Origin of the sequence: Tautonia plasticadhaerens (assembly GCF_007752535.1) — a bacterium.
Classification (GTDB): Bacteria; Planctomycetota; Planctomycetia; order Isosphaerales; family Isosphaeraceae; genus Tautonia; species Tautonia plasticadhaerens.
In genome coordinates, this window is sequence record NZ_CP036426.1 from 967601 (window position 1) to 992882 (window position 25282).

Here is a 25282-nt window from a genome sequence, read left to right on the forward strand (position 1 = left end):
GTCGGCCCCGCCGTCGCCGACGTCCCCAGGTGGTAGAGCCTCCCCCGCCGGGCCAGGTCCCCGAGCGGGTCGAGCACGGCGGACATCGGCAGGGCCGTCAGGTTGCTGGTGATGAAGGCGGCCCAGTGTCGTTCTGGTCGGTCCTCGCCCCCGGTTGAGCGTCTGGTGGGCGACCAGCAGCCGGCCGTCCTTGCTCGTCGAGAGCCCCCGGATGTTGTGCGCGTCCAGCTCCCGGGTCGATTCCAGGGCCAGGCCCGGCCCGTCGACCGCCAGGCCGCCCCGAACGCGTCGGCCACGACGCCCCCCCCGCCGATCGCCGCCCTCGCTCGAACGGCAGCACCACCGAGCGGGGCTCCCCCCCCTCGGCCTCTCCCAGTTCGACCACCGACAGCCTCCTCGGCCAGAGCGAGGCGACGAACGCCAGCCTCCCCCCCGGGTCGATCGCCACCCCCACCGGGGACGAGGGGACCTCGATCCCCCCCACGACCACGACCTCCGGGCCTCGGACCCTCACCAGGTCGAGCCTCCCCGAGCCCTCGTCGGCCGAGAGCAGCAGGCCCCGGCCCGGCACCGCCTCCAGGTCGGCCGGCATGGCGCCGACGGCGGCCTCCGCCGAGACCGAGCGCCGATGCGTGTCGATGACCGAGATGGTCCCGCCCGCCCGGTTGGCGACGTAGAGCCATGCCCCGTCGTCGGAACAGGCCAGCGCCACCGGCTCCCGCCATCGCCGATCCGGCTTGGGGGCCTCTCCAACCCTCCGGACGCCCAGGGGCCGGGGCCGAAGGCGAGCAGGGCGGTCGTGGCGATCGCGGCCCTCGACGCGATCGATCGGGATCGGCGGTCGCTCATTCGGTCGGGCTCCGGTTGCGGGGAGGGGCCACGATCTCGGGGCGTGATGCCGCATTCTACCGGGATCGACCCCTCCGCACAGGACTCCGGCCGGGCGTCGGCCGATTGCGTCCCGGGGGCCGATGGGCCACCATTGGAGGGTCCCGGCGCCTCTCCACGCCGCCCGCCACGATTCCCCGAGAGACGTCCCATGTCCCGAATCGCTCCCCCGCTGACCGTCCTCGCCGTCGCCCTGCTGCTCGCCCCCCCGGCCCGGGGGGACACGACCCTCGACGCCCGGCTGGAGCCCTGATCCGGTCGCACCAGGCAAGGTCTCCGTCGCCGTCGAGCACCTGGAGACCGGCGAGTCTTTCCGGGAAGACGCCGACCGCCCATGCCACGGCCAGCCTCATCAAGTCCCGGTCATGGTCGAGGCCTACCGGCAGGCCGAGCAGGAGGGGCTCGACCTCGGGCAGATGGTGACGCTGGAGGAAGACGACAAGGTCCGGGCTCGGGCGTCCTCACCTACCATTCTCGAAGGCGCCACGTTCCCCCTCCGCGACGCGATCCGGCTGATGATCGCCTACTCGGACAACACGGCGACGAACCTCGTCCTCGACGCCGTCGGCATCCCCTCCACCGCCGCCACGATGGAGGAACTCGGCCTGCCGAACAGCAAGATCCACTCCAAGGTCTACCGCCGGGAGACCTCGGCGTTCCCCGAGCGGAGCGCCGAGTTCGGCTCGGCTCGACCAACGCCGACGAGATGATCGCCCTGCTCAAGAAGCTCCACGCGAAGGAGCTGGTGAGCGAGGACGCCTCCGACGCGATGTACGAGCACCTGCTCAATTGCCAGGACGAATCGCTGTTCAAGCGACACCTCCCCGAGGGGACGAAGGTCGCCCACAAGACCGGGGCCGTCAACCAGTCCCGGACCTCGGCCGGGATCATCGAGACCCCCGGCGGCCCGGTCGCCCTCTGCGTCCTGACCAGCGAGAACGAGGACACGCGCTGGTCCAAGGACAACGCCGCCGAGCTGCTCATCGCCGAGGTCGCCCGGAGGTCTACAATCACTTCAACGTGCTCCCGACCGGCGACGACGAGGCCGACCCCCGGCCCCCGGAGGGCTGGAGTTCGGCAGCGACGGCCCGGCCGTCGAGTCGCTCCAGCGTCGGCTCAATGCTTCGCTCGACCCCTCCCCGGGGCTCGCCGTCGACGGCGAATTCGGCCCCGCCACCCAGGCCACCGTCCTCCGCTTCCAGCACGAAAAGGGCCTGCCCGAGACCGGGGACGCCGACCCGAGGACCCTCGACGCCCTCGGCCCCGAGCCCGAGGGCGAGCCCGAGGTCCCCGATCCCGACGAGATCAACGCCCGGGTCGACGAGCGGGAACCCGCCGACCCGATCGACGGCCCCCCCTTCGTCACCGCCAAGGCCTGGGCGATCGTGGATGCCGACACCGGAGAACTCGTGGCCGGTCAGGACGAGGACGCCCCGCTCGACATGGCCAGCACCACCAAGATCATGACGGCGCTGGTCGTCCTCCGGCTGGCCGGGGAGGACCCGGGCGTGCTCGACGAGGTCGTCACCTTCTCCCCCCGGGCCGACCGCACCGTCGGCTCCACCTCCGGCGTCCGGGCCGGCGAGCGGGTGGCGGTCCGGGAGCTGCTCTACGGCCTGCTGCTCCCCTCCGGCAACGACGCCTCGGTCGCCCTGGCCGAGCACTTCGGCGCCCGGCTCGGGCCCCCCGAGGACGCCCCCGAGGAGACCGACCCGCTCCCCCGGTTCGTCGCCGCCATGAACCGGCTCGCCGCCGAGCTGGGGCTGCCGGACACCCGGTTCGCCAACCCCCACGGCCTGACCGCCCCCGGCCACCACGCCAGCGCCCTCGACCTCGCCCGCCTGGCGATCGCCGCGCTGGAGGACGAGACCTTCGCGTCGATCGTCTCCACCCGGAGGCGGGGCTGCACCGTCTACGACGCCGAGGACTCCCCCCGGAACGTCGCCTGGTCGAACACCAACCGCCTGCTCCCCACCGAGGGCTACGACGGCGTGAAGACCGGCACCACCTCCGCCGCCGGCGCCTGCCTCGTCTCCCGGGGACCCGGGGAGACGACTCGGTGATCGTCGTCGTGCTCGGCGCCTCCTCGTCCGAGGCCCGGTACGCCGACGCCCGCAACCTCTACCGGTTCGCCTGGACGACCCTCGGCCACGAGGCCGATTCCACCGCCCAGGCCGCGGGGTCGGGGGAGTAACCCGACGCCGCACGGCGCCAATTCGGGAGGGGCCCGCCCGACACGAGTCCCTCCCTCCAACAGCGGGCCCACCGATCCCGAGGTCGGGCGGGTCGCCGATCCGAGGGCCCGGGGGGGGATTCCCGTGGAGCGGACAACCGGGCAATTCCCCGATCGGCCCCTCGGGCGTCCGGCCCGCCTCCGGATCGGCCTGCGGGGACTGCTCATCACCGTGCTCGTCCTCGGGTCGTCCTCGGGGCGGTCGCGAGGCAAACCCATCGGGCCGCCCGGTCCGCCCGGACGCTGGCCGAGCTGCGGGGGGACGGCGTCCTCCCATTCAGTTCGACCCGACCTGGCTCGGCGGCTGGGCCGGACTCCTCCCCCAGCGAGCCAGGAATGAGTTGTACGCGTCCCACGGCGATCGGTACCTGGCCTTCGTCGGCCGGCCCTCGCGGTTCTCGGCCGTCCTGATCCGTAGGGAACGGCTCGACGGGATCCTCTCGCGGTTGTCCCGCTTCGAGGGGATCCGTTCCCTGAACGTGCCCTCGGGGCTGAGCGAGGCCGAGCTGGGCCGGATCCGATCGGCACTGCCCGGGGCGGAGGTAGTCGTCGATCCTCGATTCGATGCCGGCCGGGACTCGATCCGCATCTACGGGCCGACCCAGGCAAACTGATCGAACCCCGCCGTATTGGGGGCCTGTCAGGAGGAGGAAAGACGATGGATGACAAAGACAATGGATGACAATGACCTCGACCACCACCTGGCCCGGGGCCGCTATGGCGGCCCCGCCGTGCAGTTCGTCCGGGGCGAGGAGGATTCACTCCTGCTTTGGTACGGCACATTCGACGTGATCCTGAGGGCCCTTCACGACCTCTGGTGGCGAGACCGCAAGGTCGGCCGCCTCCGCCTCGTGGCCGATTGGATCGGCGACCGGGGGCTGTTCGACCCGGACGCCGGATCCTCCGTCCTGGACGACCCGGAGGCGACGGTGGTCGCGCTGGGGCTCGCCCGGGACCGCTTGGCCCGCACCGGCATCGGGGAAGGCGACGAGGCCGACGAGGCCCTCGCCGCGCTGATCCGGTTCGTCGCCGAGGCCGTCGAGGGGGACCTCCGGGTCCGGGTCGAGCGTGCCGGGGTCGGCACGACCGAGGCGTAACCGCGCCGCTCAGACGCCCGCGGCCGTCGCCGAGTGGGCGAAGGACGCGGAGGCGTCGGGGATCGACAGGTCGGCCGGGCTGAGCGACGGCCTCGACCACGTCGGCAGGTCGCAGAGCCCCCCGCCGCAGTACGAGTGATGCCAGAGCTGGGTGGCGATCACCATCGTCAGGCTCAGGTCCATGCCCCCCTGCCTCGGGGTGACCCGGGGGAACCACTTCCGCCGGGCGGCCTCCGCCGCCACAGCCTCGGGGTCGAAGAACCCGGTGCGGGAGAGCGACTCGGGGCTCAGGAGCTGGTCGACCCAGCCCGGGCGGTGCGGCCCGAGGAAGGTCCGGGACAGGCTGGCCCGGAACATCTCCTTGGGACGGGACGCCACCTTCTCGCCGATCGGCCTCGGCAGGACCCGGCGGGCGACCTCCCGGAGCAGCCACTTGTCCACCCGGCCCCGCAGCTTGTACTCCGGGGCCAGCTCGGCGCAGAAGGAGACCACCTCCTCGTCGAGCAGCGGGTATCGGGTCTCGACCGAGGCGTTCATGGCCACGCGGTCCCCCTTGCCCGCCAGCAACAGGCCGGGGAGCATGACCTTGTAGCCGAGGTAGAGCGACTGGTTGAGCGCGTCCCAGCGGTCGAACCTGGGGTGGGCGATCCCCATGTCGGCGCCGTAGGCGTCGTAGCCGTCGAGCCGGGCCCACATCGACTCGGAATAGACCCGGCAGCGCGACTGGCCGAGCATGTCGTACAGCTCTTGCTGGGCCACCCGGGCCCCCCGGACCGGGAACCTCGGGTTCCGCCCCCGGGGGTCCCGGGAGATGCGGTCGAGGAACCATTCCCGGCCGATCCGGGGCAGCGTCTCCCCCCATCTCGCCTTGAAGCGGTCCCGGACGGCGTGCATCCGGTGCCAGGGGTAGCCGGCCATCGCCTCGTCGGCCCCCTCCCCGGTGAGCGCGACCTTGTAGCCGGACGAGTGGACCGATTGCGCCAGCCGCAGCAGGGTGGCGCAGGCGGTGTCCATCACCGGCATCTCGGCGGCGAGGATCAGCTCGGGGAAGGCGTCGGCGATCCGGGACTTGGACATCTCCACCAGCGTCAGGGGGGAGCCCAGCCCGTCGGCCGCCTCGGTCGCCTTGGAGCGTTCGTCGGGGCCGGCGCGGTCCAGCGCCACCGAGTACGAGGGCAGGGGGGAGCCCCGCTCCTGCCCCGCCAGGCCGAGCACAATCGCCGAGTCGAGCCCCCCGCTGATGTAGCTGACCACCGGCACGTCCCCCCGGAGTCGTCGGCGGACCGCGCCGCGGAGGATCCCCTCGAACTCGCCGATCAGGGCGTCCGGGTCGGCCTCCCGGCGGCCTCGCCCGGCGTCGGGGAAGTCGAGGTCCCAGTAGGTGACCTCGCGCCTGTGTCCCGAGTCCGCGTCGACCCGGAGGAAATGCCCCGGGGGCAGCAAGTCCACCCCCCGGAAGCAGGTCCGGCGGACGCTCCCGGAGAAGGTGTTGAAGAAGTAATCGAGGCCCCTCGGATCCGGTTCCGGGTCGACCAGGCCCGAGGCGAGCAGCGCCTTGATCTCCGAGGCCCAGAGCAGCCAGCCGTCCCGCTCGGCGGTGAACAGTGGGCAGATGCCGACCCGGTCCCGGGCCAGGTGCAGGGTCCGGGCGTTGCGGTCCCAGAGCGAGACGGCGAACTGGCCCCGGGCGGCCCGGAAGGCCCCCTCGCCGTAGTCCTCGAACAGGTGGACCCAGATCTCGGTGTCGCACCGGGTCGACAGCCGATGCCCCTGCGCGATCAGCTCCCGGCGCAGGTGGTCATCCTCGTACAGCTCGCCGTTGAAGGCGACCCAGATGGAGCCGTCCTCGTTGGTCATCGGCTGGAAGCCGCCGGCGAGGTCGACGATCGACAGCCGCCTCGCCCCCAGGAACACGCCGGGCTCCCGGTGGATCCCCTCGGCGTCGGGGCCCCGGTGGGCGATCGCCCGGGTCATGGCCACGGCCCGATCCATCGGGAACATCCTGCGTCCGGTCAGGTCCAAGGCGCCGGCGATGCCACACATGATGGGTTGCGCTCCTCGGAGTCGCCCGATGGGGATGACGACGGTGCCCACTCGATTCGGGCGGGCGTCCCGATGACAGGGAGCCCGCGTCTCCGGCCGGGCCGACTGGGGCGTCTCGTTCGAATCGGCAATTTCCGTGAATGGTATCATATGCGGGGGGATCGGGGTCGGACGGGCGGGGGCAGTCCGTGCCGGTTGCGCCGGATTTGCCGATGGTGGGGATTGCTCTGTTGGGCCTCGGCGGCCGGCGAGCGATCCGCCCGGACTTGACCGCCCCGCCGAGATTGCTTAAGGTCCGCCGCCCGTCGGTCGACCGCACCGCATCGGTCCGCCCTGTTCGAGGGCGGATCCCCTCCTCGCATCACCTCCCGAGGCGGCGTCTCGACGGCGATTCGACCGGATTTCAGGAGCGGATCGGCCGCGCCCCATCCCAGGACGGGGGGGCCCAGGCCGATCGGACCCGGCCGCCCGTCGTCGGGGTCCGGGCGCTCGAGGCTGTACGGGCAAGGAGGCCAGGCGATGCGACGCGGCGATCGACGAGCGGGGCCGGGTGCCGCCCCGGCCGGGGCGGGCGTCTCGGCGTGGCTGGGGGCCGTGATCCTGATGATCGCCGCCCCGGCGGCGGCCCTCGGCCAGTCGGAGGCGGACAAGAAGGTCGCCGACATCGCCGAGCCCCTCGGCTTCGGCCAGAAGACCGTCGAGGGCGTGGGACTGGTCATCGGCCTGGCCGGGACCGGATCCGAGCCCCGGCCCTCGGGGTATCGCGAGAAGCTCGAGGCCGAGATCAAGCGGAACCCCGAGCTGGACGTCCAGACCATCCTCGCCGACCCCTTCCTGCGGACCTCGCTCGTGGTGGTCCGGGCCAGCATCACCGCCGGGGTCACGCCCGAGGACGAGCTGAACGTGGAGCTGCTGCTCCCCGCCGACAGCGAGACGACCAGCCTGGCGGGCGGCTTCCTCATGGGCACCTGGCTGCATGAGGTCGGCATCGCCTCGGGGGGCCAGCTCGATGGCAAGCCCTGGGTCTACGCGTATGGACCGGTCCTCACCGGATCCGCCGCCGACCCGGAGGATCTGAAGACCGGCCGGGTGCTCGGCGGCGGCCGGATCAAGCAGGCGATCCCCTACGTCCTGGTCATCGGCGAGCGCTTCCGGAGCGGCGCCGTCGCAAAGCAGCTCCAGGATCTCCTCAATAATCGCTTCCAGTACCGCGACGGCCGCTTCAAGAAGGGGGTGGCGACGGCGAAGACGGACAACACCCTCGTCCTGAACGTGCCGGACCGCTACCACCACAATCAGCTCCGCTACCTCCAGGTGCTCTCCCAGGTCAGGCTGGCCCAGACGCCCGAGCTGCTCCAGCAGCGGCTCGACCGGTGGGGCGAGGAGCTGCTCGTCCCGGAGACCGCGGGCGCGGCGGCCCTGAAGCTGGAGGCCCTCGGCGGCAACGCCTCGCCGACCCTGGCGAAGGCGCTCACCAGCGACCATCCCCAGGTCCGCTTCTTCGCCGCCGAGGCGCTGGCCTACCTCGACGACCCCGCCGGATCCGAGGAGCTGGCGAAGGTCATCGTCGAGCGGCCCGAGTTCCGCACGATCGCCCTGGCCGCCCTGGCGGCGATGGACCAGCCCAGCGGCATCCTCCGGCTCCGGGAGCTGATGGACGGCACCGACCCGGTCGTCCGCTACGGCGCCTTCAACGCCCTCCGGGCCGCCGACCCCGGCGACCCCTCCCTCGGCCGGATCCGCGTCCTCGGCCTGCTGGAGGAGCGCAACCGGCCCGACCCCGAGGACGAGATGTCCCTCCGGTTCGGCGAGGAGGCCCCGATCGCCTCGACCGAGCCGCCCCGGGAGGACCCCTTCGAGCTGTACGTGGTCCGCTCCGAGGGCCCGCCGATGATCCACGTCAGCCGGTCCCGGCGCCGGGAGATCGTCCTCTTCGGGCGGGGCCACGCGCTGCTGACCCCCGTCGTGCTCGGCGGCACCGGCCCGATCCTGCTGAATGCCTCCGCCGACGACCCCCGGATCGAGATCTCCCGGATCGACCTGACCGGCGCCCCCCCCCAGGTGCTCACCTCCTCGACCGACCTGGTGGAAGTGATCCGGACCGTCTCCGCCCTCGGGGCGACGTACCCGCAGATCATCTCCGTCCTGGAGGGGGCCGGCAAGCAGGCCAACCTGGAGGCCGACTTCCTCGTCGACGCCGTCCCCTCCGACGTCGAGCAGTACGACCGGGCCCTGCTGACCGGCGAGGACGTCACCAAGGCGGACGACGCCGTCTCCCCCGCCTCCTTCGAGCCCGAGGGGGCCGACGAGGACCCGGGGCGGTCCCGGGGTTTCCGCCTACTCAAGCGTCTCCTGCCCCGGAACAGGCCGGCCGACGAGGCCAGCCCGGCACCGCTCGATGAGGCCGTCGAGTCGACCGGCCTGGAGGCCGAGCTGCAAGTCGAGGCGCCGAAGCGACCGGGCCTGATCTCGAGGCTCCGCGATCGCTCCAGGGGCGTCGAGCCGTAACCGACTGGATCGGCTTGATCCTGCGATCACGACCCCCCATCCCCGCCGGCCCGGGCGACCGCCCGGGCCGTCTCTGCTCGGTCACATCCACCCTCCGGATCGCGTCGCGGACCCCGCCCACGTCTCCTTTGCGGGGCTTGTGTCGCAACCCTCCCTAAAGTCGCCGGCCGCGCCGATCGAAAATTAGTCTTGACGGTCAGGTCCGCTACCGCAAGGAGGCGAGCGAACCCCCTCCGGGTGACCTGAACCGGGCGGCCCGACGACGCGGAGTCGGCGGGTCGGCCCCGATCGGTGGAGCCGGGTCGGCGTCCGATACGGACGACCGGGCCGGCTCCGGCCGAGCGGGGCGATCGGTCCCTGCGATCCAAGGATGGTGACGGACGGAACGATCGGTCGCGTGCCGAAGCCCGCTCGCCCCGGGCCAGGCCGGCGAGTCGGGAGGGGTCACCCCTCCCGGCCCGCACCGCGACCCGATCCGCCGACCCCGGCCCTCGCGGCCGGGGACCGGCGACGCTCCCCGTCCGCGCCGGATCGAGGCCGCCCGGCATCCGGGAGGGGAATCGGACACCTCCGAGGTCTCTCACGTACTCCGATCCGAGTGGAGTCCTCGAATTATGAAGAAGGTTTATACTACCGGCCAGGTCGCCAAGATCTGCAAGGTCGCGCCCCGGACGGTCAGCAAGTGGTTCGATTCTGGCCGTTTGCGCGGCTACCGCATCCCCGGATCGCAGGACCGCCGCATCCCGCGCGATAACCTGCTCCGGTTCCTCAAAGAATACGGGATGCCCCTCGGCGAGCTCGAAGCCGAGGTCTACAACAAAGTCCTGGTCGTGGGCGCCGACGGGCCGCTCCAGGCCATGCTCCGGGAGCACCTCCGGGAGACCGACGACTTCCGCCTGGAAGTCGCCGCCTCCGGCTTCGAGGCCGGCATCCGTGCCGAGAGCTTCCACCCGGACTGCATCGTCATCGACATGGCCATCGGCCGCATCGAGGCCGGCCAGATCGCCCAGAACCTCAAGCGGAGCGAGGACCACGCCACCACGATCCTCATCGCCCTCACCAGCGACGAGCCGGGCGAGGAGATCTACCGCCTCGGGTTCAACGACGGCTTCAAGAAGCCCTTCGACGGCGCCCTGCTCGCCGAACGCGTCAAGCGCCTCATCGCCCAGAAGAAGAACGAGGACTGATCCCCGATCCTCCCTCGCGACCCCCCGGGCCCCCCGGGGTCGACCCGGCTCGAGCCGCCGGGACGACCCCGGGGGGCCCGTTCCCGTCCGGTTTTCCACCCGGGGTGCTGCACCCCCCGGCCCGGGCCCCGTATGATGCACCCGACGCCGACGCCCGCCCCTCGCCCCCGCCCCGGACCGGCCTGATCGATGCCCGATCCGCCCCCAACGCACCCGAGACCCGGCCCCTGGCCCTGGATCCTCGGCGCGATCGCCGGGCTCTCGGTCCTGCTCACGCTCGCCGACCCGGGCATCACCAGCGACGAGCCGATCGACGTGAAGGTCGGCCGCAACTACCTCCGGCAGGCTTCCCGGCTCGTCGACCAGGTCGGCCGACGGGGGATCGGGTCGATCGACCGGGCCGACCTCGACGCCTTCTTCGCCGACAACGCCCAGCACCCCCCGCTCGGCCGATGGCTGCTCGGCCTGGCCTCGACGGCCTTCGAGCCGCTGGAGGGCCTGCTCGGGGGCCCCGACCCCCTCTCGGTCCACCCGGCCCGGGTCGCGCCGATGCTGGCCTTCGCCCTCCTCGTCGGCCTGGTCTCCGCCGAGGCGGGGAGGCGGGCCGGTCGCCCCGCCTCGGTCGTCGCCGGCCTGGCGCTGCTGCTCATGCCCCGCGTGTTCGCCCACGCTCACCTGGCCACGCTGGACACGTTCCTCGCCCTGACCTGGACGCTCGCCCTGCTCTCGGCGGCCCGGGCGATCGAGTCGCGGCGTCCGGTCGTCGGCCTGGCCCTGGCCGGGGCGGCCTGGGGGCTGGCGATGCTGACCAAGATCCACGGCTGGCTCCTGCCCCCGCTGGTGCTCGGCTACGCCCTCGCCACATTGCCGACCCGCAAGGCGATCGCCGGCGTCTCGCTCTGGGGGCTCGTCGGCCTGCTCGTGCTCGCCGTCGGCTGGCCCTGGCTCTGGTTCGACCCGGCCGAACGGCTCTCCCGGTTCCTCTCCACCAGCGTCGACCGCCAGCCGATCCGGGTCCTCTACCTCGGTCGGGTGACGGATGACGTCGACGTGCCCTGGCACTACCCCTGGGCCTACTTCGCGCTGACGGTGCCGGTCGGGCTGCTCGGGATCGGGCTGGTGGGGGCGGCCCGGGGGTGCCGGGGGTGGCGATCGGACCGGTTCCCGATCCTGCTGCTGGCCTCGATCGGCCTGTTCCTCGCCCTGTTCAGCACCCGGGCCCCGGTCTACGACGGCGAGCGCCTCTTCCTGCTCGTCTTCCCGAGCTGGGCCCTCCTCGTCGGCCTGGGGTTCGGCGCGGCCTGGGAGGCATCGGGGCCCCGGCGGTGGCCCCGGGCCCTGCTGGTCGCGCTGGTCGCGGGGCAGGGGGTGGGCGTGGTCCGGATGCACCCCTTCCAGTTGAGCTACTACAACGCGATCGCCGGCGGCCTGGCCGGGGCCGAGCGGCTCGACCTGGAGCTGACCTACTGGGGGGACGCCGTCGACCCGGTCCTGCTCGAGAAGGTCGACCGCCTCGTCCCCCCCGGCTCCGAGGTCGCCCTGGCGCCGACCTTCCACCACCTCCACCCGATCGCCCTGATGACCCCCGGGCTCTTCGAGGACTCGGTCACCCTCGCCCCCGAGCAGGCCCTCGGCCGCTCCCCCTGGCTGGTCGTCTTCCGGCGCTCCGCCTACTGGTCCCCCGAAGTCCGGGCCGCGGTCCGGGGCGGCCGCCCCCTGGCCGAGCGGTCGAGGGACGGCGTCTGGCTGTCCCGGCTCTACCGCGTCGGGCCGGCCGAGGGGCGGTCCCCGCCTGCCACTCCCGAAGATTCGTTCAGAACGAATTGAACTCTGGAGGGGATCCGTCTACAATCCCGACGTTGAAAAGGAGGAACGACCCGACCCGGCCTCTTCCCCGAAGACGAGCCGCCCGGGCCGGTTCGAGTCCGTCGGAGGTCCGAGGCATGTCCGGATTGACGCATTTCGACGATTCGGGCGCCAGCCGGATGGTCGACGTCTCCGGCAAGCCCGAGACCGCCCGGTCGGCCACCGCCAGCGGGCTGGTCCGGATGCTCCCGGAGACCCGGGCGATGATCCTCGATCGCCGGGCCGCCAAGGGGGACGTCTTCGAAGTCGCCCGACTGGCCGGGATCCTCGCCGCCAAGCGGACGGGGGAACTGGTCCCGCTCTGCCATCCCCTGGGCCTCGACGCCGTGGAGGTCCGCTTCGAGCCGGTCGGGGACGACGCGATCCGGGTCGAGGCCACCGCCCGGCTGTTCGGCCGGACCGGGGTGGAGATGGAAGCGATGACGGCCGTCTCGGTCGCCGCCCTGACGATCTACGACATGTGCAAGGCGGTCGACCGGGCCATGGTCATCGATCGGATCGTCCTGGAGTCGAAGTCCGGCGGCCGGAGCGGCACCTACCGCCGGGAGGCCCCCTGATCCCCCGGTGCAGGGGCCCCGGGCCGGCCCGCCCCCCCGCCCCGCCCGAATCGATCGATCCGATCCCCTCGGGGGCCGCTCCCCCGCTCGAGCCGACGGAACCCGAGCCGATGGTCGAAGCCAATACCCTCTCGAGAGACCCGGGCGTCGGCCCGGCCCACCCCGGCGCCTCCTCCTGGGTCGGCCCCGACGAGCTGGCCCGGCGCCTCCGGGACGCCTACGCCCCCATCGCCCCCCACCTGGCCGAGGCCGAGCGGGTCTTCCGGGAGGAGCTGGGCAGCCGGAGCGACTACGTCCAGCGGCTGGTGGACCACTCGGCCCGGTTCCGGGGCAAGCAGCTCCGCCCGGCTTTGGTGCTGCTCACCGCCCAGGCCTGCGGCGGCATCCGGCCGGCCCACCCGGTGGTGGCCGCCGTGGTCGAGATGATCCACACGGCCACGCTCGTCCACGACGACATCCTCGACGAGGCCGACGTCCGGCGGCACGCCGCGACGATCAACGCCGAATGGGGCAACGAGGCCGCCGTCCTGCTGGGCGACTACCTCTTCACCCACGCCTTCCACCTGGCCGCCTCGCTCGAATCCGCCTACGCCTGCCGGGTCATCGGCCACGCCACCAACCTCGTCTGCGAGGGCGAGCTGCAGCAGATCCACCACCGGGGCGACCTCGACCTCGACGAGCCCGCCTATTACGAGATCGTCCGGGGCAAGACCGCCGAGCTGACCGCCGTCTCCTGCCGGCTGGGCGCCCACTACGCCGGCTCCGGCCCCGAGGCCTGCGAGGCCTTCGACCGCTTCGGCCGGGACCTCGGGGTCGCCTTCCAGATCGCCGACGACCTGCTGGACCTCTACGGCGAGGAGGCGGCCACCGGCAAGACCCTGGGCACCGACCTGGAGAAGCAGAAGCTCACCCTGCCGGTGATCCACCTGCTCCGCTCCGCGTCCCCCGGCGAGGCCGACCGCCTCCGCAGCCTCATCTGCTCCCCGTCCCCCGAGACCCGACGCGCCCTCCGCCCCCTGCTCGAATCCTCCGGGGCCCTGGACTACGCCTGGAGGAGGGCCCGGGGGTTCATCGACTCGGCCCGGGCCGAGCTGGGCATCCTCCCGCCCTCCCCGGCCCGGGATACGCTCGCCGGGCTCGCCCAGCTCGTCGTCCGACGCTGCTACTGACCGCCCCACCCGGGCCCGAGCCGCGCCCCGATCGCCTCCCGCTCCCAAGTCCGGGAGGCCCGCCCCCGAATTTTTCCCGGTTTCCCGAGGCCACGACGGGGGCGGGGGACGCTACTTTACTCCAGAGCCCCATGCGTGCAGCCCCGGCCCGATCCCCGTCGGGCGAGGTTCGGCCCTCGCATCCGACGCGCCCGATCAGGCTGGATGCCGCCTCATCTCCCCGAAGATGCCCTCCTCCGGCGACCTCGACGTGCCGGTCGCCGACGGTCCCGGGTCGGGCGTCTCGATGTCCCGAACGGGCTCGCGTCGCAGGACGCGAGACTTCAAGTCGATGCCGCACATCAACACCGAGACCATCCGTACCCCGGCCGAGCCGGGGGATGACACGATCCGGGCGCTCGTGCCGACCGCGGGCCGGCCCTCCCCCCGCCTCCGGGCCCGGACGTTCGATCGGGCCCCCGGCCCCGGACGGGACGGACGACCCTTGCGCCTCGACGAGAAGATCTACCGGCGGATGCTCCAGCTCGGGATGTCCCAGCAGGCGCTGGCCCAGAAGTCCGGGGTCAGCGACTCCGAGATCTCCCGGCTGCTCAACGGCCAGTCCAAGCGCCCCGGCCTGCACAACATCCTCCGGCTGGCCCGGGCGCTGGAGGTCTCGCTCGACTTCCTGGCCGACGACCAGCTGGGCTCCGACCCCCGATCGGCCGTCGACTCCCTCTCCGGGGACGACCGCGAGTTGCTCGATCGCGCCCGGTCCATCGGCCACCGGGAAGTCGCGATGCTCCTCGACGCGACCCGGGTGCTCGGCTTCGAGGTGGCGATCCGACGCCTCTACGGGATCGACCACCGCCCCGAGCCCGATGACCCCTCCAAGGACCCGGCCCGCGCCTGATCGCCGGGAGGCCCCGGGCGGGCGGCCGGGGGCGGCAGCAGGGCGGCCACCTGGTCGCTCCGGACCGGCTTGAACAGGACGTGGTCGAACCAGGAGAGGGCCGCCTCCTCCCCCGGGCTCCCCGCCGACCCGCTGACGCCGATGAGCATCGGCCGCACGTCCGCGTGGTCCCGGCGGATCAGGCGGGCCAGCGCGTCCCCCTTCATCGCCGGCATCTGCAGGTCGATCAGGACCACCTCGGGGCGGAGGTCCCGGATCATCTCCAGGGCCTCGTGGACGTCCGGGGTGACCCGGACGTCCCAGCCCCGGCGGCTGATCAGCCGCCCCAGGACCTCGACCGTCGCCGGGTGGTCGTCGATCATCAGCAGACGCCTCCTCGGCTCGCCGGCCTGTTCCCCCGCCGCCGGATCGGGGCCGGCCCCCCGTGTCGCCCCCGACCGACCGTCGAGCGACCTTGGCAGCAGGAGCAGGAAGGGCGTCCTCGACTCCAGCCGGGCGCCGATCCGGTCCGACAGCATCGAGGCCAGGATCAGGTCCAGGTCCGCCGATCGCAGCATCGAGGGCGAGCCCCCGGCCCCCTGGGGCACCGCCCGGATCGCCAGCTCGATGCCGTCCCGGTAGTCCCGGGTCTCGACCCGGAGTTCCTGGCACCCCGGATTCGAGCCCCTCACGAAATTCAGGCCGTGCCGGACCAGTTGCTCCAGCCGCCTCGGGCTGACCCGGAGCCAGTGCCGATCGGGCCGATGGGCCCGGGAGATGCTCGGAGTCCCCCCGCCGGCGTCCTCCCGGGCCCGCTCGATCGCCCGGTCCAGCGACGCCCCCAGCTCGGCCATCCCGCTGCCGACCTCGATCGAGTCCGCCCCGAGCCGGGAGGCCTCCGAATAATCGTTCAGCAGCGACTCCATCCGGCGGCACTGGCGGTCCAGGTACTCGATCGCCCGGCGCTGGCTGAGCACCCCCTCCCCCGAGCACTGGAAGCTCAGCACCTCGATGGCATTGCGGATCCCCCCCAGTTCGTCCTTCAGGGTGCCGCCGATCACCCCCACGAGCCCGGCCATCCGCCGCAGGTCCGATTCCCGGGTGAGGGCCGCCGACCGCTCCAGCGCCCGGCGGATCGCCCGGCCGAGCCCCTCGCCGCTCCCGCGATGCACCACGGCGAAGGCCCCGGCGCGCCGGAGTCGCTCCGCCTCACGGTCGTCCTTCACCGCGCTGAGCACGACCACCGGCACCGTCCCGGCCAGGGTCAATCGGGGCAGCCAGCGCATCGCGTCCACCTCGGGAGGGCCGTGCGCCAGCACGATCGCGTCGGTCCGGGCCGGGACGACCTCGGCCGGCACCTCCTCGCTCAGCTGGCAGACCTCGACCCCCCCACCGCCGACCCCGTCCAGTCCCCGAATCGCCTCCACGTCCTCGGTCGTGATCCCAAGGACTGCCAGGCGAGGCGGGACGGACATGGGCATCACTCCATGATCAATTGGTGGAGACGATGATCCTGCCCTCGGTCCCCAACGAACTATATCCGTGAGGCGATCTCTGGCAAGCGAGGCAATCTGAAAAGTTTCTTTATTAGGCCGAAACGGGCGGATAATGTTGGTCGGCGACGGGGCCCCGTCACGTCGACGCGGCCCCGTCGCCGAATCGGACGAGCCGGCAGCGGAGTGTCCAATGCCCGATCCGGGCCGTGGGTCGGCGTCCCCGGGCAGATCCTTCGCCGGGGGACGAGGGGCGGAGACCCCGGGGGCGAGGGGGGCGGATCGGCGGGGGGCGGCCGCCGGCCTGGGTGCCCCGCCGATCCGATGTCCCCGACAGGCGGGTCGGCCTGGGGTTCAGAATTCCTTCCGGTGCCGACTGGAGGGGATCCGGAGGGCCTTGCGGTATTTGGTCACGGTCCTCCGGGCGACGGTGAGCCCTTGCCGCCCGAGTTCGTCGACGATTTCCTCGTCGGAGAGCGGCTTGCTCTTGTCTTCCTTGCTGATGATCTCGGTCAGTTTTTGCTTGATGGTGTCCCAGGCCACTTCCTCGCCGTCGGCGCTCACGGTGCCGCCGCCGAAGAAGCGTTTCAGGGCGAAGATGCCCCGGGGGGTCTGGACCCATTTGTCGTCGACCGCCCGGCTGACGGTGGTGACGTGGACGCCGACGAGGTCGGCGATCTGCTGCATCTTCAGGGGCTGGATCGCCTCGGGCCCCTTGTCGAGGAAGTCGCGCTGGTGGGCGATGATCGCCTTGGCCACCTTCAGCAGGGTGTTCCGGCGCTGCTCGATCGACTCGATCAGCCAGCGGGCCGACTGGATCTTCTTCTGGATGAAGGCCCGGGCGTCGGGGTCGCCGTTGCGGTCCTTGAGCATCCGCTGGTAGCGTCGGGAGATGCTCAGCTGGGGGGTGTGCTCGTCGACCAGGCGGACCTGGTACTCCCCGTGCTCGTCGGGCTCGACGATCAGGTCGGGGACGACGTACTGGGCGGTCTCGGGGTTGAACCGGGCGCCGGGCTTGGGATTGAGCCTGCGGAGCTGGTCGAGCCCCTCCTTGATCTCGGCCAGGGAGAGGCCGGCCTTCTTCTCGATCGTCGGCAGGCGGTTCTGCTGGATGTCGTCGAGGTGGTCGCTGATGAGCACCCGGAGGACCTCGACGCAGGGGGTCTCCGGCGTCAGTTGCAGCAGCAGGCACTCGCGGAGGTCCCGGGCGCAGATGCCGGGCGGGTCCAGCTTCTGAACCAGCCGCAACGCCCGCTCGGCCTCCTCGAACGTCACCGAGCCGGCCGACATCCGCACCAGGTCCGGGATATCCAGGCCCGTCAGGTAGCCGTTCTCGTCGAGGTTGGAGATGATGTAATCGGCCACCGCCCGGACCTGCGGCGGCAGGTCCGGGAAGGAGAGCTGCTCGCTGAGATAGTCGTGCAGCGAGGGAGGTCGGGACGCCATGTTTTGCATGGCGTCATGCTTGCGATCCGATTCCTCGACGAGGGCGGCGCGGCTGGGGCGGTGCATCTCCCCGGAGGTGTCCCAGTTGTCCCAGTCGTCGAAGACTTCGGTCTCGTCGACCTTCTCCTCCTGCTCGGCGGGCGCCTCCTCGGCCTGCCCCTCAGGGGCGACGGACTCGCGGAGGTCCTCGAGCAGCGGGTTCTCGATCAGCTCCTGGTCGATCCGCTCCTGTAATGCCAGCCAGGGCAATTGCAGGATTTCCATCGACTGGATCATGCGGGGCGCCATGCGCATCCGCATGTCGGTCCGCATTTGTTGCGAGGTGTCGAGCCGCATAAGACTCTAGCTTCCGCTCGGGGACCCGAAGGCGTATCGCCCCTGAAGGCTTCCTGGCCGGGCCGGGCCATCGGTCGGGGAGACCGGCCCGGTCGGGGCCATCGGCCAGCCGCCGTCCTCCGGGACGATCGGCAGCCGTGACGGACGATCCGCAAAAATCATACCACGATCGCGGTGACCTGACGAGGGGGGCACCCCGGAAATCGCCCGGGACGCGGCGGGGGCTCAGACGCGCCGGCGGCCCTGGAGGGCGTCGGCCAGCATCTCCTTGTTGGCGAACTCCAGCGAGCCGCCCGAGGCCAGGCCCCGGGCGAGCCGGGTGATCGGAACCCCGGCGTCGGCCAGGCGATCGGCCACGAGGCGGGCTGTGGCGTCGCCCTCCAGCGTCGGGTTGGTGGCCAGGATCACCTCGCGGACCCCGCCCTCCCGGACCCGGGCGTCCAGCTTCGGCAGGTTGAGCTGGTCCTCGAACACCCCGTTCAGCGGCGCGAGCCGGCCGAGCAGGACGTGGTAGAGCCCGTTGTAAGACCCGGCCTTCTCGATCGCCATCAGGTCCCGGGATTGCTCGACGACGCAGATCAGGCCCGGGTCGCGCCGGGGGTCCCGGCAGAAGGCGCAGCGATCCTGCCCGGCCTCGGTCAGGTGGGCGCAGACTTCGCAGTGGCGGATCTGGTCCTTCGCGGCCCGGATCGCCTCGGCCAGCTCGATCGCCTCCTCGGGGGGGCAGCGGAGCAGGTGGTGGGCCAGCCGCTCGGCGCTCTTGGCGCCGATGCCCGGCAACCTCCCCAGGGCCCGGACGAGCCGGTCGACGGTCCCCGAGGCCCCCGATGCGACCGAGACCGGGGTCGGCCCGGGCTCGCCGGCCTCGGCCCGGGTCACGGGCGGCCTCCCCCGGGGAACAGGGAATCGAGGCCCGGCATGTCCAGCCCCATCCCCCCGGTCATCGCCCGGGCGGCCTCCTCCCGGGCCCGGCCCATCGCCTGGTTGACGGCCGCGGTCACGAGGTCTTCCATGAGCTCCACGTCACCCCCGGCGGCGAGCTTCGGGTCGATCCGCACGGAGATCAGCTCCAGGCGGCCGTTGACGACCGCCTTGACCGACCCGCCGGCCTCCCCCTCCACCCGGAGCCCGCCGAGCTGCTCGGCGGCCTGTTCCATCTGCTCTCGGATCTTGCCGGCGTTCTTCATCAGGTCGGCGAGGTTGCCCAGGTTTCCGAACACGGCGGGGACCCCCATCGGCGTTGGCTCGGGAAGCGGTCGGTGCGACCGTCGGACACGATCACGATCGATCAGTCGTCGGCCTCGGCCCCCGGGCCCCCCCCGGCGGGAGGCTCGGCCTCGGGTTCGGCCTCGGCCTCGACGCGGCGGAGCTGGGCCTCGAACCGGGAGACGAGCTGCCGGGCGAGGTCGTCGTCGAGCACGGCCCGATGGGCCGTCGAGCCCGGCCCGGCGGCGGCCGGGGGGCCGGCGGAGGGGGAGGCGGCCTCGCGGTCGAACCGGATCGAGACGCCGTGCCCGAGCGCCTCGGAGAGATGCGACTCGATCCTCGACCGTAATTCCGGCGCCTCGCACTTGTCGGCCATGTAGTTATAGGCCGAGGGCACCGGGACGACCACGACCCCCGCCCCGTTCTCGACCGTCGGCTCCAGTTTCCGGAACTGGGCCGGCAGCTTCAGCTCCTCGGCGCGGTCCCCCAAGCGCTGCCAGGCCGACCGGATCCGCTCCAGGGTCGACCCCGAGTGGTGCTCCCCCGGGGCGGGGGGGCCGTCGACCGGGGCCGAACGGTGGGGCTCGCCGACGCCGACCCCGTTGCGCTCGACCGGAGGGCGTGGCCGCTCCAGTTGTGTCGAAGGCGCGGGCGGGCGTGCCGCGATCACGGGCTCAATGGGCTCAACGGGCTTTTTTTTTACACCGTCCGTCCCGGGGGACGGTGCCCCGGCCTCCGCCTCGGAGAGCCTGGCGATCACCTCGCGAAGCTCGGCCAGGTCCTCCAGCCGGGAAACCCGGCAGAATGCCAGCTCGACGAGCAGTCTCGTGTGCGGGCTGCCCCGGAGCCTCCCCCTCGTCTCGGCGAGGATTTGCTGCGCGGCGAGCACCGAATCGAGCGACCAGCGCCCGGCCAGGCCCTGCAATCGCTCCACCTGCCCGGGGAGGGCGGCCAGGGCCGGGATGTCGGCCCCGGCGGCCAGGACCATCACGTCCCGGACGAACTCGATCGCCGAATTGAGCACGTCCGTCGGCTGGACGCCGTCGTCGACCGCCCGGTCCAGGATCCGGAGCGCCTCGGCCGCGTCCCGGTCGGCCATCGCGTCGAGCAGGTCGAGCACCCGGTCGTCCCCGGCGATCCCGAGCAGCTCGTGGACTCGGTCGGCCGTCAGCCGACCCCCCCCCGCCGAGAGCAGCTGTTCGAGCAGAGACTGCGCGTCCCGCATCGAGCCGGACGCCCGTCGGGCGACGACGTGCAGCCCCTCGCGGTCGGCCTCCACCCCCTCCCGCTCGCAGATGGTCACCAGCTGGTCGACGATCCGATCCGGACCGATCCCGGCGAAGTCGAACCGCTGGCAGCGCGAGAGGACCGTGATCGGGATCTTGTTCGGCTCGGTCGTGGCGAAGACGAACTTGACGTGGCTCGGCGGCTCCTCCAGCGTCTTCAACAGGGCGTTGAAGGCGCTGGTCGAGAGCATGTGCACTTCGTCGATGTAATAAATCTTGTACCGCGACCGGGCCGGTCGCAGCCCGGCCCCCTGGCGGAGCTCCCGGACCGCCTCCACGCCGTTGTTGCTGGCACCGTCGATCTCGATGACGTCGAGATCCTCCCCCGAGGCGATCTTCCGGCAGGTGTCGCACTCGTTGCAGGGCGTCTCGGTCGGCCCGCCGCGTTCGCAGTTCAGCGCCTTGGAGAAGATCCGGGCCATCGAGGTCTTGCCGACCCCCCGGGTGCCGCTGAACACATAGGCCTGCGCCACGCGGTCCATCCGGATCGCGTTCCGCAACGCCCGGACGACGTGGTCCTGGCCGACGACGTCCTCGAACCGCTGGGGGCGGTAGCGTCGGGCGACGACCGTGTAGGCCTCGACCGACCCCCGGGGGGGCTTGGCCCCGGCGGTCGGGGTCGGGAGGCCCGTCTCGATGGGCTCGCTCGAATCGGTCCGGGCCACGGGAGGCGCTCCGTCGTGCCGTGGGGACCAGCCGGGGCGGGGGGGCGGTCGGCCCGCCCCCTGACGTCGACCCGATCCGAATCCGAATCCACCCGGCCTGGGCCGGACTCGGGCCGACCCCAGGTCGGGTCCGACCGCCCCGCTGCGATGCGAGGCGGTCCGGCCCGAGGGGGGCCGGGAGAGCCGGGGAGGTGCTCCCGGGCACATGAAGGACGCGCTTATGGCTGCTGCGTTCCCGCCCTGACCAGGTTCACGCGCCTCCATTGCCCGGGTCCCCCCCGACTCACCCGGGCCCCCTCGGGGCTTCGGGATCGCCGGAGGCATGTCGGGCCCGGCAGGAGGGTCCCATTATGCCGGGGCGGCCCCCGCCCCGCAAGGCGAGGCAGCCCCGGCGTCTGGGCGTCACTCTATCCTTACGTTCACCGCCTGGCAAGGGCCCTCCCGCCTCGGGGGACGGGGGAGGGGCCTCAGGACCCCAGGGACTCTTTCAGCGTCCGGACCTCCGCCGAGAGCGCCTCCAGCGAGGACCGGAGCGTCTCCACCTCGTCCCGCAACGCCGCCACCTCGGCCGCCCATCCGGGAGGGCCCTCCCCCCGCGGGGGGGAGGGCCGGGGGGACCGGGGCTCGTCCTCGGCCGGCGGCCCGGCGTGGAGGACCTCCTGGCGCTCCCGCTCCAGCTCCTCCGGCGGGCAGAGCCCGTGCGTCACCACCACCCCCCGCTTCTGGCCCGGCGGCGAGAGGACCACGACCAGGTCCCGGGCGGCCAGGAAATCGAGGACCTCCTGCAACTCGTCCAGGTCCCGGAGCGTGTTCGGCTTGCCTTCCCGGATCTGGCTCTCCTTGGCGCTGACCATTCGGGCCGCCCGCCCTCGCAGCTCTCCCACGGTCTGGGGGCCCCGCAGCAGCAGCTCGGCGAGCACGGCCATGGCGACGGCCTGGCCCTTCAGGTCGAGCCACTCGTAGAGGTTGTGCTTCCACTTCTCGACCCGGCCGCTCCCCTCGACCTGGATCGCCGCCCCCTTCTTCCTCAGGGAGATGAGCGTCTGCTCGACGTCGTCGGCGTCGTAGGACGACACCGGGTCGCGGTTGGACTTCTGGTTGCTGCCGGTCACCAGCGCCGAGATCGACATCGGATAGGCGTCCGGCGTCGTCTTCTGCTTCTCGACCAGGACGCCCAGCACCCGACGCTCCCGGGCAGACAGGGGGCCCCATCGCCGCTCCGCGATCCCTTCGCTCATCGCTCGCCTCGGTCCGACCGCCTCGAAATGGGGGGAACCGGTCCATTCTCCCGGCTCCCGGCCGGGTCGGCAATGCCGGGCCGGCCGGAGGTGCCGACCGGGGAGGATGCGGATTCCACAATTATTTTCCTGGATCCCGGATCCGGGGGACGATACGTTGGCCTGGTCATCCCCTCATCTGCTGGTCTCAGCGATCTCCAGGGTCTCGTCTCGCCCTGCCCCCGTCGGAACGGCGCCGGGGCGTCGGGGCGACCGGTCGTGCACTTCCGCCCGGGGGGATGACGATCGCCTGATCCCGACGAACGCGGCCCGCCCCGGGGCTTCGGGGGGCCGCACCCCCAGGAGCGTCCCGATGCCGACGGGTCCCGAGTCCCCTCGCGCGGCGATCGCCTCGCACCGCGCCCTCGCGTTCGCGTTGCTCTCCGCCCTGGTCGCGGCCGGCTGCGGCGGCACCAGGGCGGGCGACACGGTCGAGGTCGAGGCCGAGCAGCAACGAGAAATGAACAAGCTCCTGACCGACGACTACAACCAGATGTACCGCGAGCGGTACACCGGCGGTCAGGACACACCCAAGTGAACGAAACCGATCCGGAAACGCACGGACGAGTGGGGGTGGTGCGGCCGGGGTCCGTGCGGCCTCCCCCTCCCTACCCTCGATCGTGAGGACTCCGAGCAATCCGGCCTGAGCCGTCGGCCTGGGGCTCCCCTTCCCCCCGGGTGCTTCGGCGATTCCCCCAGTCCCGGTGTTCTCTTCCCGTCCGGAGGTTTGCCATGACGCGACGGATGTCCCGAGGCTTCACGCTGATCGAGCTGCTGGTAGTAATCGCCATCATCGGCGTGCTGATCGCGCTGCTGCTGCCCGCGGTGCAGAGCGCCCGGGAGGCGGCGAGGCGGGCCCAGTGCAGCAACAACCTCAAGCAGATCGGCCTGGCCCTGCACAACTATCACTCCTCCCACAACACCTTCCCGATCGGATCGGTCATCGCCTCGTCGCGATACAGCATCACCGACCCGCAATACTCCATCTGGACCTCCTGGAGCGCCCACGCCCTGCTGTCGCCGTTCCTGGAGCAGACCAACGTCGGCAACGCGACCAACTTCGACTTCGGCCCGCTCGTCCAGGTCAACGACGACACCTTCGAGCCCACCGGCCCGAACCTGCCGACGGTCGTCAACATGCTCGTCTCCTCGTTCGTCTGCCCCTCGGACCCCAACGTCGGCACCCAGAACATCAACAACTACGCCGCCAGCTACGGGGCCACCACCACCAACCTCTACTCCTGGTCCGACAGCCCGCCCTCGGGCAGCTTCGCCCCCAATCACCAGAACCCGACCGGCTCCTCCGGCCTGTTCACCTTCGGCATGTCCTACGGAATCGCCGCCGCCCGGGACGGCACCAGCAACACCATCGCCTTCGCCGAGCAGCTCGTCGGCGACGGCGGCTCCTACATCCAGGGCTCCGGCTCGCCGCAGCGCTACCGGGGCAACATGATGATCGGCGCCTCGGGCCAGCCCGACGGCTCCGCCCAGCTCAACGCCTTCACCAACCCCGTCGCCGTGATCGCGGCCGTCCAGGCCTGCCGCCAGCAGTTCCAGGACCCGGGCCGGACCACCGGCATCAACGATTATCGCGGCTATCGCTGGGCCATGGGGCTGGTCGGCTTCACCATGTTCAACACCGTCCAGACCCCCAACGACGTCTTCAACGGCTGCCGGTTCGACGACCGCACCAACGTCCTGCCCGACCACAGCATCATCGCCGGCGCCAGCAGCGCCCACCCCGGGGGCGTCAACGTCATGCTCGGCGACGGCTCCGTCCGCTTCATCAAGGACACGATCCAGCAGCGCACCTGGTGGGCCCTGGGCACCCGCAACGGTGGCGAGGTCGTCAGCGCCGACCAGTACTGAACCGTCCCCACTCCAATCCAACCCTCCCCTCCCGGGGCCCGTCTCGCCCCCGGGAGGACCCGCACCGCCTCGGTCCGGGTGGCGGCGAGGATCCGGGATCGTCCCCGAACGCCTCGCCCAAGCCCGTCCGAGGCCCCCCGTCAGCCCGAGGTCGGTCCCCCCGCCTTCGAGGGCCTCGGCCGATCCCCCGAGGAGAGCGTCGCCGCCGACAGCAGGGCGACGCCCAGGGCCACCGACAGGCAGGCGACCAGCCTCACCAGCCGGTCCTCCGACAGCGGCACGGCCGAGTTCGCCCTCGGCATCGCCATCGCCGAGATCAGCTCATACGCCCCGGCCCCGAGCACCGCCCCGATCAGGCCGCCGACGACCCCGTTGATCGCCCCCCGACGCCCCCCTCGCGAGAGCCCCAGCGCCAGGCCCCCGGCCACGCCGACCCCGATCCAGACCGCGCCGTGGAAGAGCATCGGCATGACCAGGTTCACGTCCCGGGGGTCGAGCCCGCCGAGGTAGTCCAGGTGCCTCGGCACCACCACGGCTGCCAGCACCGAGGGGGCCGCCGCGCCCACCGCCGCCCCGATCGCCGCCGATCGGGCCGCCACCCCGGTCGACCCCCGGAGCATCCCCCCGGCCGCCCCCATCGCCAGGCCGAGCAGCGCCCCGAGCCCGCCGTAGACCGCCGCCGAGTTGGCGACGTCGGTCCTCCGCTTCGACTCGGGCACGGCCACCTCCAGGGGGCCGGCCATGGTCACCACCCGCCTCGTCTCGGGCCGGAACGCCCGATGGGTCGCCTCCGACGCCCCCCAGGCCGCCAACCCGGCCACCAACCCCGCCCCCAGCGCCGCACCGAGCAGCATCCCGCCGCCCGGGGGACGGGGGGCCGCACCCCCCACCGAGCCCGAATCGCCTTCGGGCCGCCCGCCCTGATCGAGCGCCATCAGTCTGTCTCCCGTTTCGAGTGCGACGTGACGGCCGGATCGGGAATCACCGGCCGCCGATATCGTACCCGCGTCCTGCCGCCCCCCGCGAGCGTCCCGAGGGCCGTCCGGCCGCGATTTCCCGGAATTGATGACTGGAACCCGGCCCGGACACGATGATATTGATGTCCCGACCCGACCGACCCCGGGCCCCGGCCGCCCCGCGTCGACCCCTCGGGGTCGGCCCCGTCGGCTTCGCCCGGGATTCGGCCTCGGGCGGGCCTCCCGGATTCGTGCCCCCCTCGGCGTCGAGGCGAGGGGTCGATCCGGCCGGCCCGGCGGCGATCGGCCCCGCTCTTTCTCAATCGAGC

22 protein-coding genes, 1 other RNA gene and 2 pseudogenes are annotated in these 25282 nt (G+C 72.2%); 15 read left to right on the top strand and 10 right to left on the bottom strand.

The window, feature by feature from the left end; translation table 11 throughout:
- Positions 1-97 precede the first annotated feature (97 nt).
- Positions 98-712: a YncE family protein gene (locus ElP_RS03635; protein ID WP_197446690.1), complete on the bottom strand. Its 615-nt coding sequence runs from the start codon at positions 710-712 to the stop codon at positions 98-100.
- A 469-nt stretch (positions 713-1181) separates the two neighbouring features.
- Here ElP_RS03635 and ElP_RS03640 point away from each other — a divergent pair, with 469 nt between their 5' ends.
- The 7 genes and pseudogenes from ElP_RS03640 to ElP_RS03655 all read left to right on the top strand — a co-directional run bounded on the left by ElP_RS03640 (position 1182) and on the right by ElP_RS03655 (position 4218).
- Positions 1182-1598, top strand: a complete 417-nt coding sequence (locus ElP_RS03640; protein ID WP_261344439.1) for a serine hydrolase — start codon at positions 1182-1184, stop codon at positions 1596-1598.
- A pseudogene (locus ElP_RS41040) lies at positions 1595-1759 on the top strand (serine hydrolase); the annotation flags it as partial. The gene ElP_RS03640 and the pseudogene ElP_RS41040, both read left to right, overlap by 4 nt.
- A gap of 196 nt (positions 1760-1955) precedes the next feature.
- Positions 1956-2087 (top strand): annotated as a pseudogene (locus tag ElP_RS39315) (peptidoglycan-binding domain-containing protein); the annotation flags it as partial.
- A 186-nt stretch (positions 2088-2273) separates the two neighbouring features.
- Complete coding sequence (locus ElP_RS39320; protein WP_231749459.1) at positions 2274-2951, top strand: D-alanyl-D-alanine carboxypeptidase family protein; 678 nt, start codon at positions 2274-2276, stop codon at positions 2949-2951.
- A complete protein-coding gene (locus ElP_RS40515; RefSeq protein WP_261344398.1) occupies positions 2948-3082 on the top strand; it encodes a hypothetical protein in 135 nt (44 codons plus the stop codon). The genes ElP_RS39320 and ElP_RS40515 overlap by 4 nt, the downstream gene beginning before the upstream one ends.
- A 380-nt stretch (positions 3083-3462) precedes the next feature.
- Positions 3463-3735, top strand: a complete 273-nt coding sequence (locus ElP_RS37615; RefSeq protein WP_197447147.1) for a hypothetical protein — start codon at positions 3463-3465, stop codon at positions 3733-3735.
- 48 nt (positions 3736-3783) lie between these two features.
- The gene (locus ElP_RS03655; RefSeq protein WP_145267330.1) at positions 3784-4218 is read left to right on the top strand and encodes a hypothetical protein; all 435 of its coding nucleotides are present in this window, start codon (positions 3784-3786) and stop codon (positions 4216-4218) included.
- A gap of 9 nt (positions 4219-4227) precedes the next feature.
- Here the strand turns inward: ElP_RS03655 and asnB are convergent, their stop codons facing one another.
- A complete protein-coding gene (asnB, locus tag ElP_RS03660; RefSeq protein ID WP_231749461.1) occupies positions 4228-6210 on the bottom strand; it encodes an asparagine synthase (glutamine-hydrolyzing) in 1983 nt (660 codons plus the stop codon).
- A 570-nt stretch (positions 6211-6780) separates the two neighbouring features.
- On the opposite strand from asnB, the gene ElP_RS03665 reads away from it, so the two are divergent.
- The 6 genes from ElP_RS03665 (at position 6781) to ElP_RS03690 (ending at position 14440) form a co-directional block, all read left to right on the top strand.
- Positions 6781-8769: a HEAT repeat domain-containing protein gene (locus ElP_RS03665; protein ID WP_145267334.1), complete on the top strand. Its 1989-nt coding sequence runs from the start codon at positions 6781-6783 to the stop codon at positions 8767-8769.
- Positions 8770-9383: 614 nt separating this feature from the next.
- Positions 9384-9956 carry a helix-turn-helix domain-containing protein gene (locus ElP_RS03670; protein ID WP_145267336.1) on the top strand — a complete coding sequence of 191 codons (573 nt, stop codon included), beginning with the start codon at positions 9384-9386 and terminating at the stop codon, positions 9954-9956.
- A gap of 189 nt (positions 9957-10145) precedes the next feature.
- On the top strand, positions 10146-11783 hold the full coding sequence (locus ElP_RS03675; RefSeq protein WP_145267338.1) for a glycosyltransferase family 39 protein: 1638 nt from the start codon (positions 10146-10148) through the stop codon (positions 11781-11783).
- A 116-nt stretch (positions 11784-11899) separates the two neighbouring features.
- Entirely contained in the window at positions 11900-12379 is a 480-nt protein-coding gene (moaC, locus tag ElP_RS03680) for a cyclic pyranopterin monophosphate synthase MoaC (protein WP_145267340.1), read from the top strand.
- 110 nt (positions 12380-12489) lie between these two features.
- The gene (locus ElP_RS03685; protein WP_145267342.1) at positions 12490-13548 is read left to right on the top strand and encodes a polyprenyl synthetase family protein; all 1059 of its coding nucleotides are present in this window, start codon (positions 12490-12492) and stop codon (positions 13546-13548) included.
- A 331-nt stretch (positions 13549-13879) separates the two neighbouring features.
- Entirely contained in the window at positions 13880-14440 is a 561-nt protein-coding gene (locus tag ElP_RS03690; protein ID WP_197446691.1) for a helix-turn-helix domain-containing protein, read from the top strand.
- On the opposite strand, the gene ElP_RS03695 is transcribed toward ElP_RS03690, so the two are convergent.
- From ElP_RS03695 to ElP_RS03725, 7 genes are all read right to left on the bottom strand, one after another.
- The gene (locus tag ElP_RS03695; protein ID WP_145267346.1) at positions 14380-15894 is read right to left on the bottom strand and encodes a response regulator; all 1515 of its coding nucleotides are present in this window, start codon (positions 15892-15894) and stop codon (positions 14380-14382) included. The genes ElP_RS03690 and ElP_RS03695 overlap by 61 nt on opposite strands.
- Before the next feature lie 372 nt (positions 15895-16266).
- Entirely contained in the window at positions 16267-17694 is a 1428-nt protein-coding gene (rpoN, locus tag ElP_RS03700; RefSeq protein ID WP_145267348.1) for an RNA polymerase factor sigma-54, read from the bottom strand.
- A gap of 225 nt (positions 17695-17919) precedes the next feature.
- A complete protein-coding gene (gene recR, locus ElP_RS03705; RefSeq protein ID WP_145267350.1) occupies positions 17920-18573 on the bottom strand; it encodes a recombination mediator RecR in 654 nt (217 codons plus the stop codon).
- A complete protein-coding gene (locus ElP_RS03710) occupies positions 18570-18929 on the bottom strand; it encodes a YbaB/EbfC family nucleoid-associated protein (protein ID WP_231749465.1) in 360 nt (119 codons plus the stop codon). Before ElP_RS03710 ends, recR begins: the two co-directional genes overlap by 4 nt.
- Positions 18930-18982: 53 nt before the next feature.
- Complete coding sequence (gene dnaX / locus ElP_RS03715) at positions 18983-20851, bottom strand: DNA polymerase III subunit gamma/tau (protein WP_231749467.1); 1869 nt, start codon at positions 20849-20851, stop codon at positions 18983-18985.
- A gap of 182 nt (positions 20852-21033) precedes the next feature.
- An RNA gene (gene ffs / locus ElP_RS03720) (signal recognition particle sRNA small type) lies at positions 21034-21131 on the bottom strand.
- Between the two features lie 187 nt (positions 21132-21318).
- Positions 21319-22089, bottom strand: a complete 771-nt coding sequence (locus tag ElP_RS03725) for a YceH family protein (RefSeq protein ID WP_145267352.1) — start codon at positions 22087-22089, stop codon at positions 21319-21321.
- 352 nt (positions 22090-22441) lie between these two features.
- Here ElP_RS03725 and ElP_RS03730 point away from each other — a divergent pair, with 352 nt between their 5' ends.
- Positions 22442-22666 (top strand): hypothetical protein, encoded by a 225-nt coding sequence (locus ElP_RS03730; protein WP_145267354.1) that lies wholly within the window; start codon positions 22442-22444, stop codon positions 22664-22666.
- Positions 22667-22860: 194 nt separating this feature from the next.
- Complete coding sequence (locus ElP_RS03735) at positions 22861-23997, top strand: DUF1559 domain-containing protein (RefSeq protein ID WP_145267356.1); 1137 nt, start codon at positions 22861-22863, stop codon at positions 23995-23997.
- Positions 23998-24137: 140 nt separating this feature from the next.
- Here ElP_RS03735 and ElP_RS03740 read toward each other — a convergent pair whose 3' ends face one another.
- Positions 24138-24932 carry a hypothetical protein gene (locus ElP_RS03740; protein ID WP_145267357.1) on the bottom strand — a complete coding sequence of 265 codons (795 nt, stop codon included), beginning with the start codon at positions 24930-24932 and terminating at the stop codon, positions 24138-24140.
- Between the last annotated feature and the right edge of the window lie 350 nt (positions 24933-25282).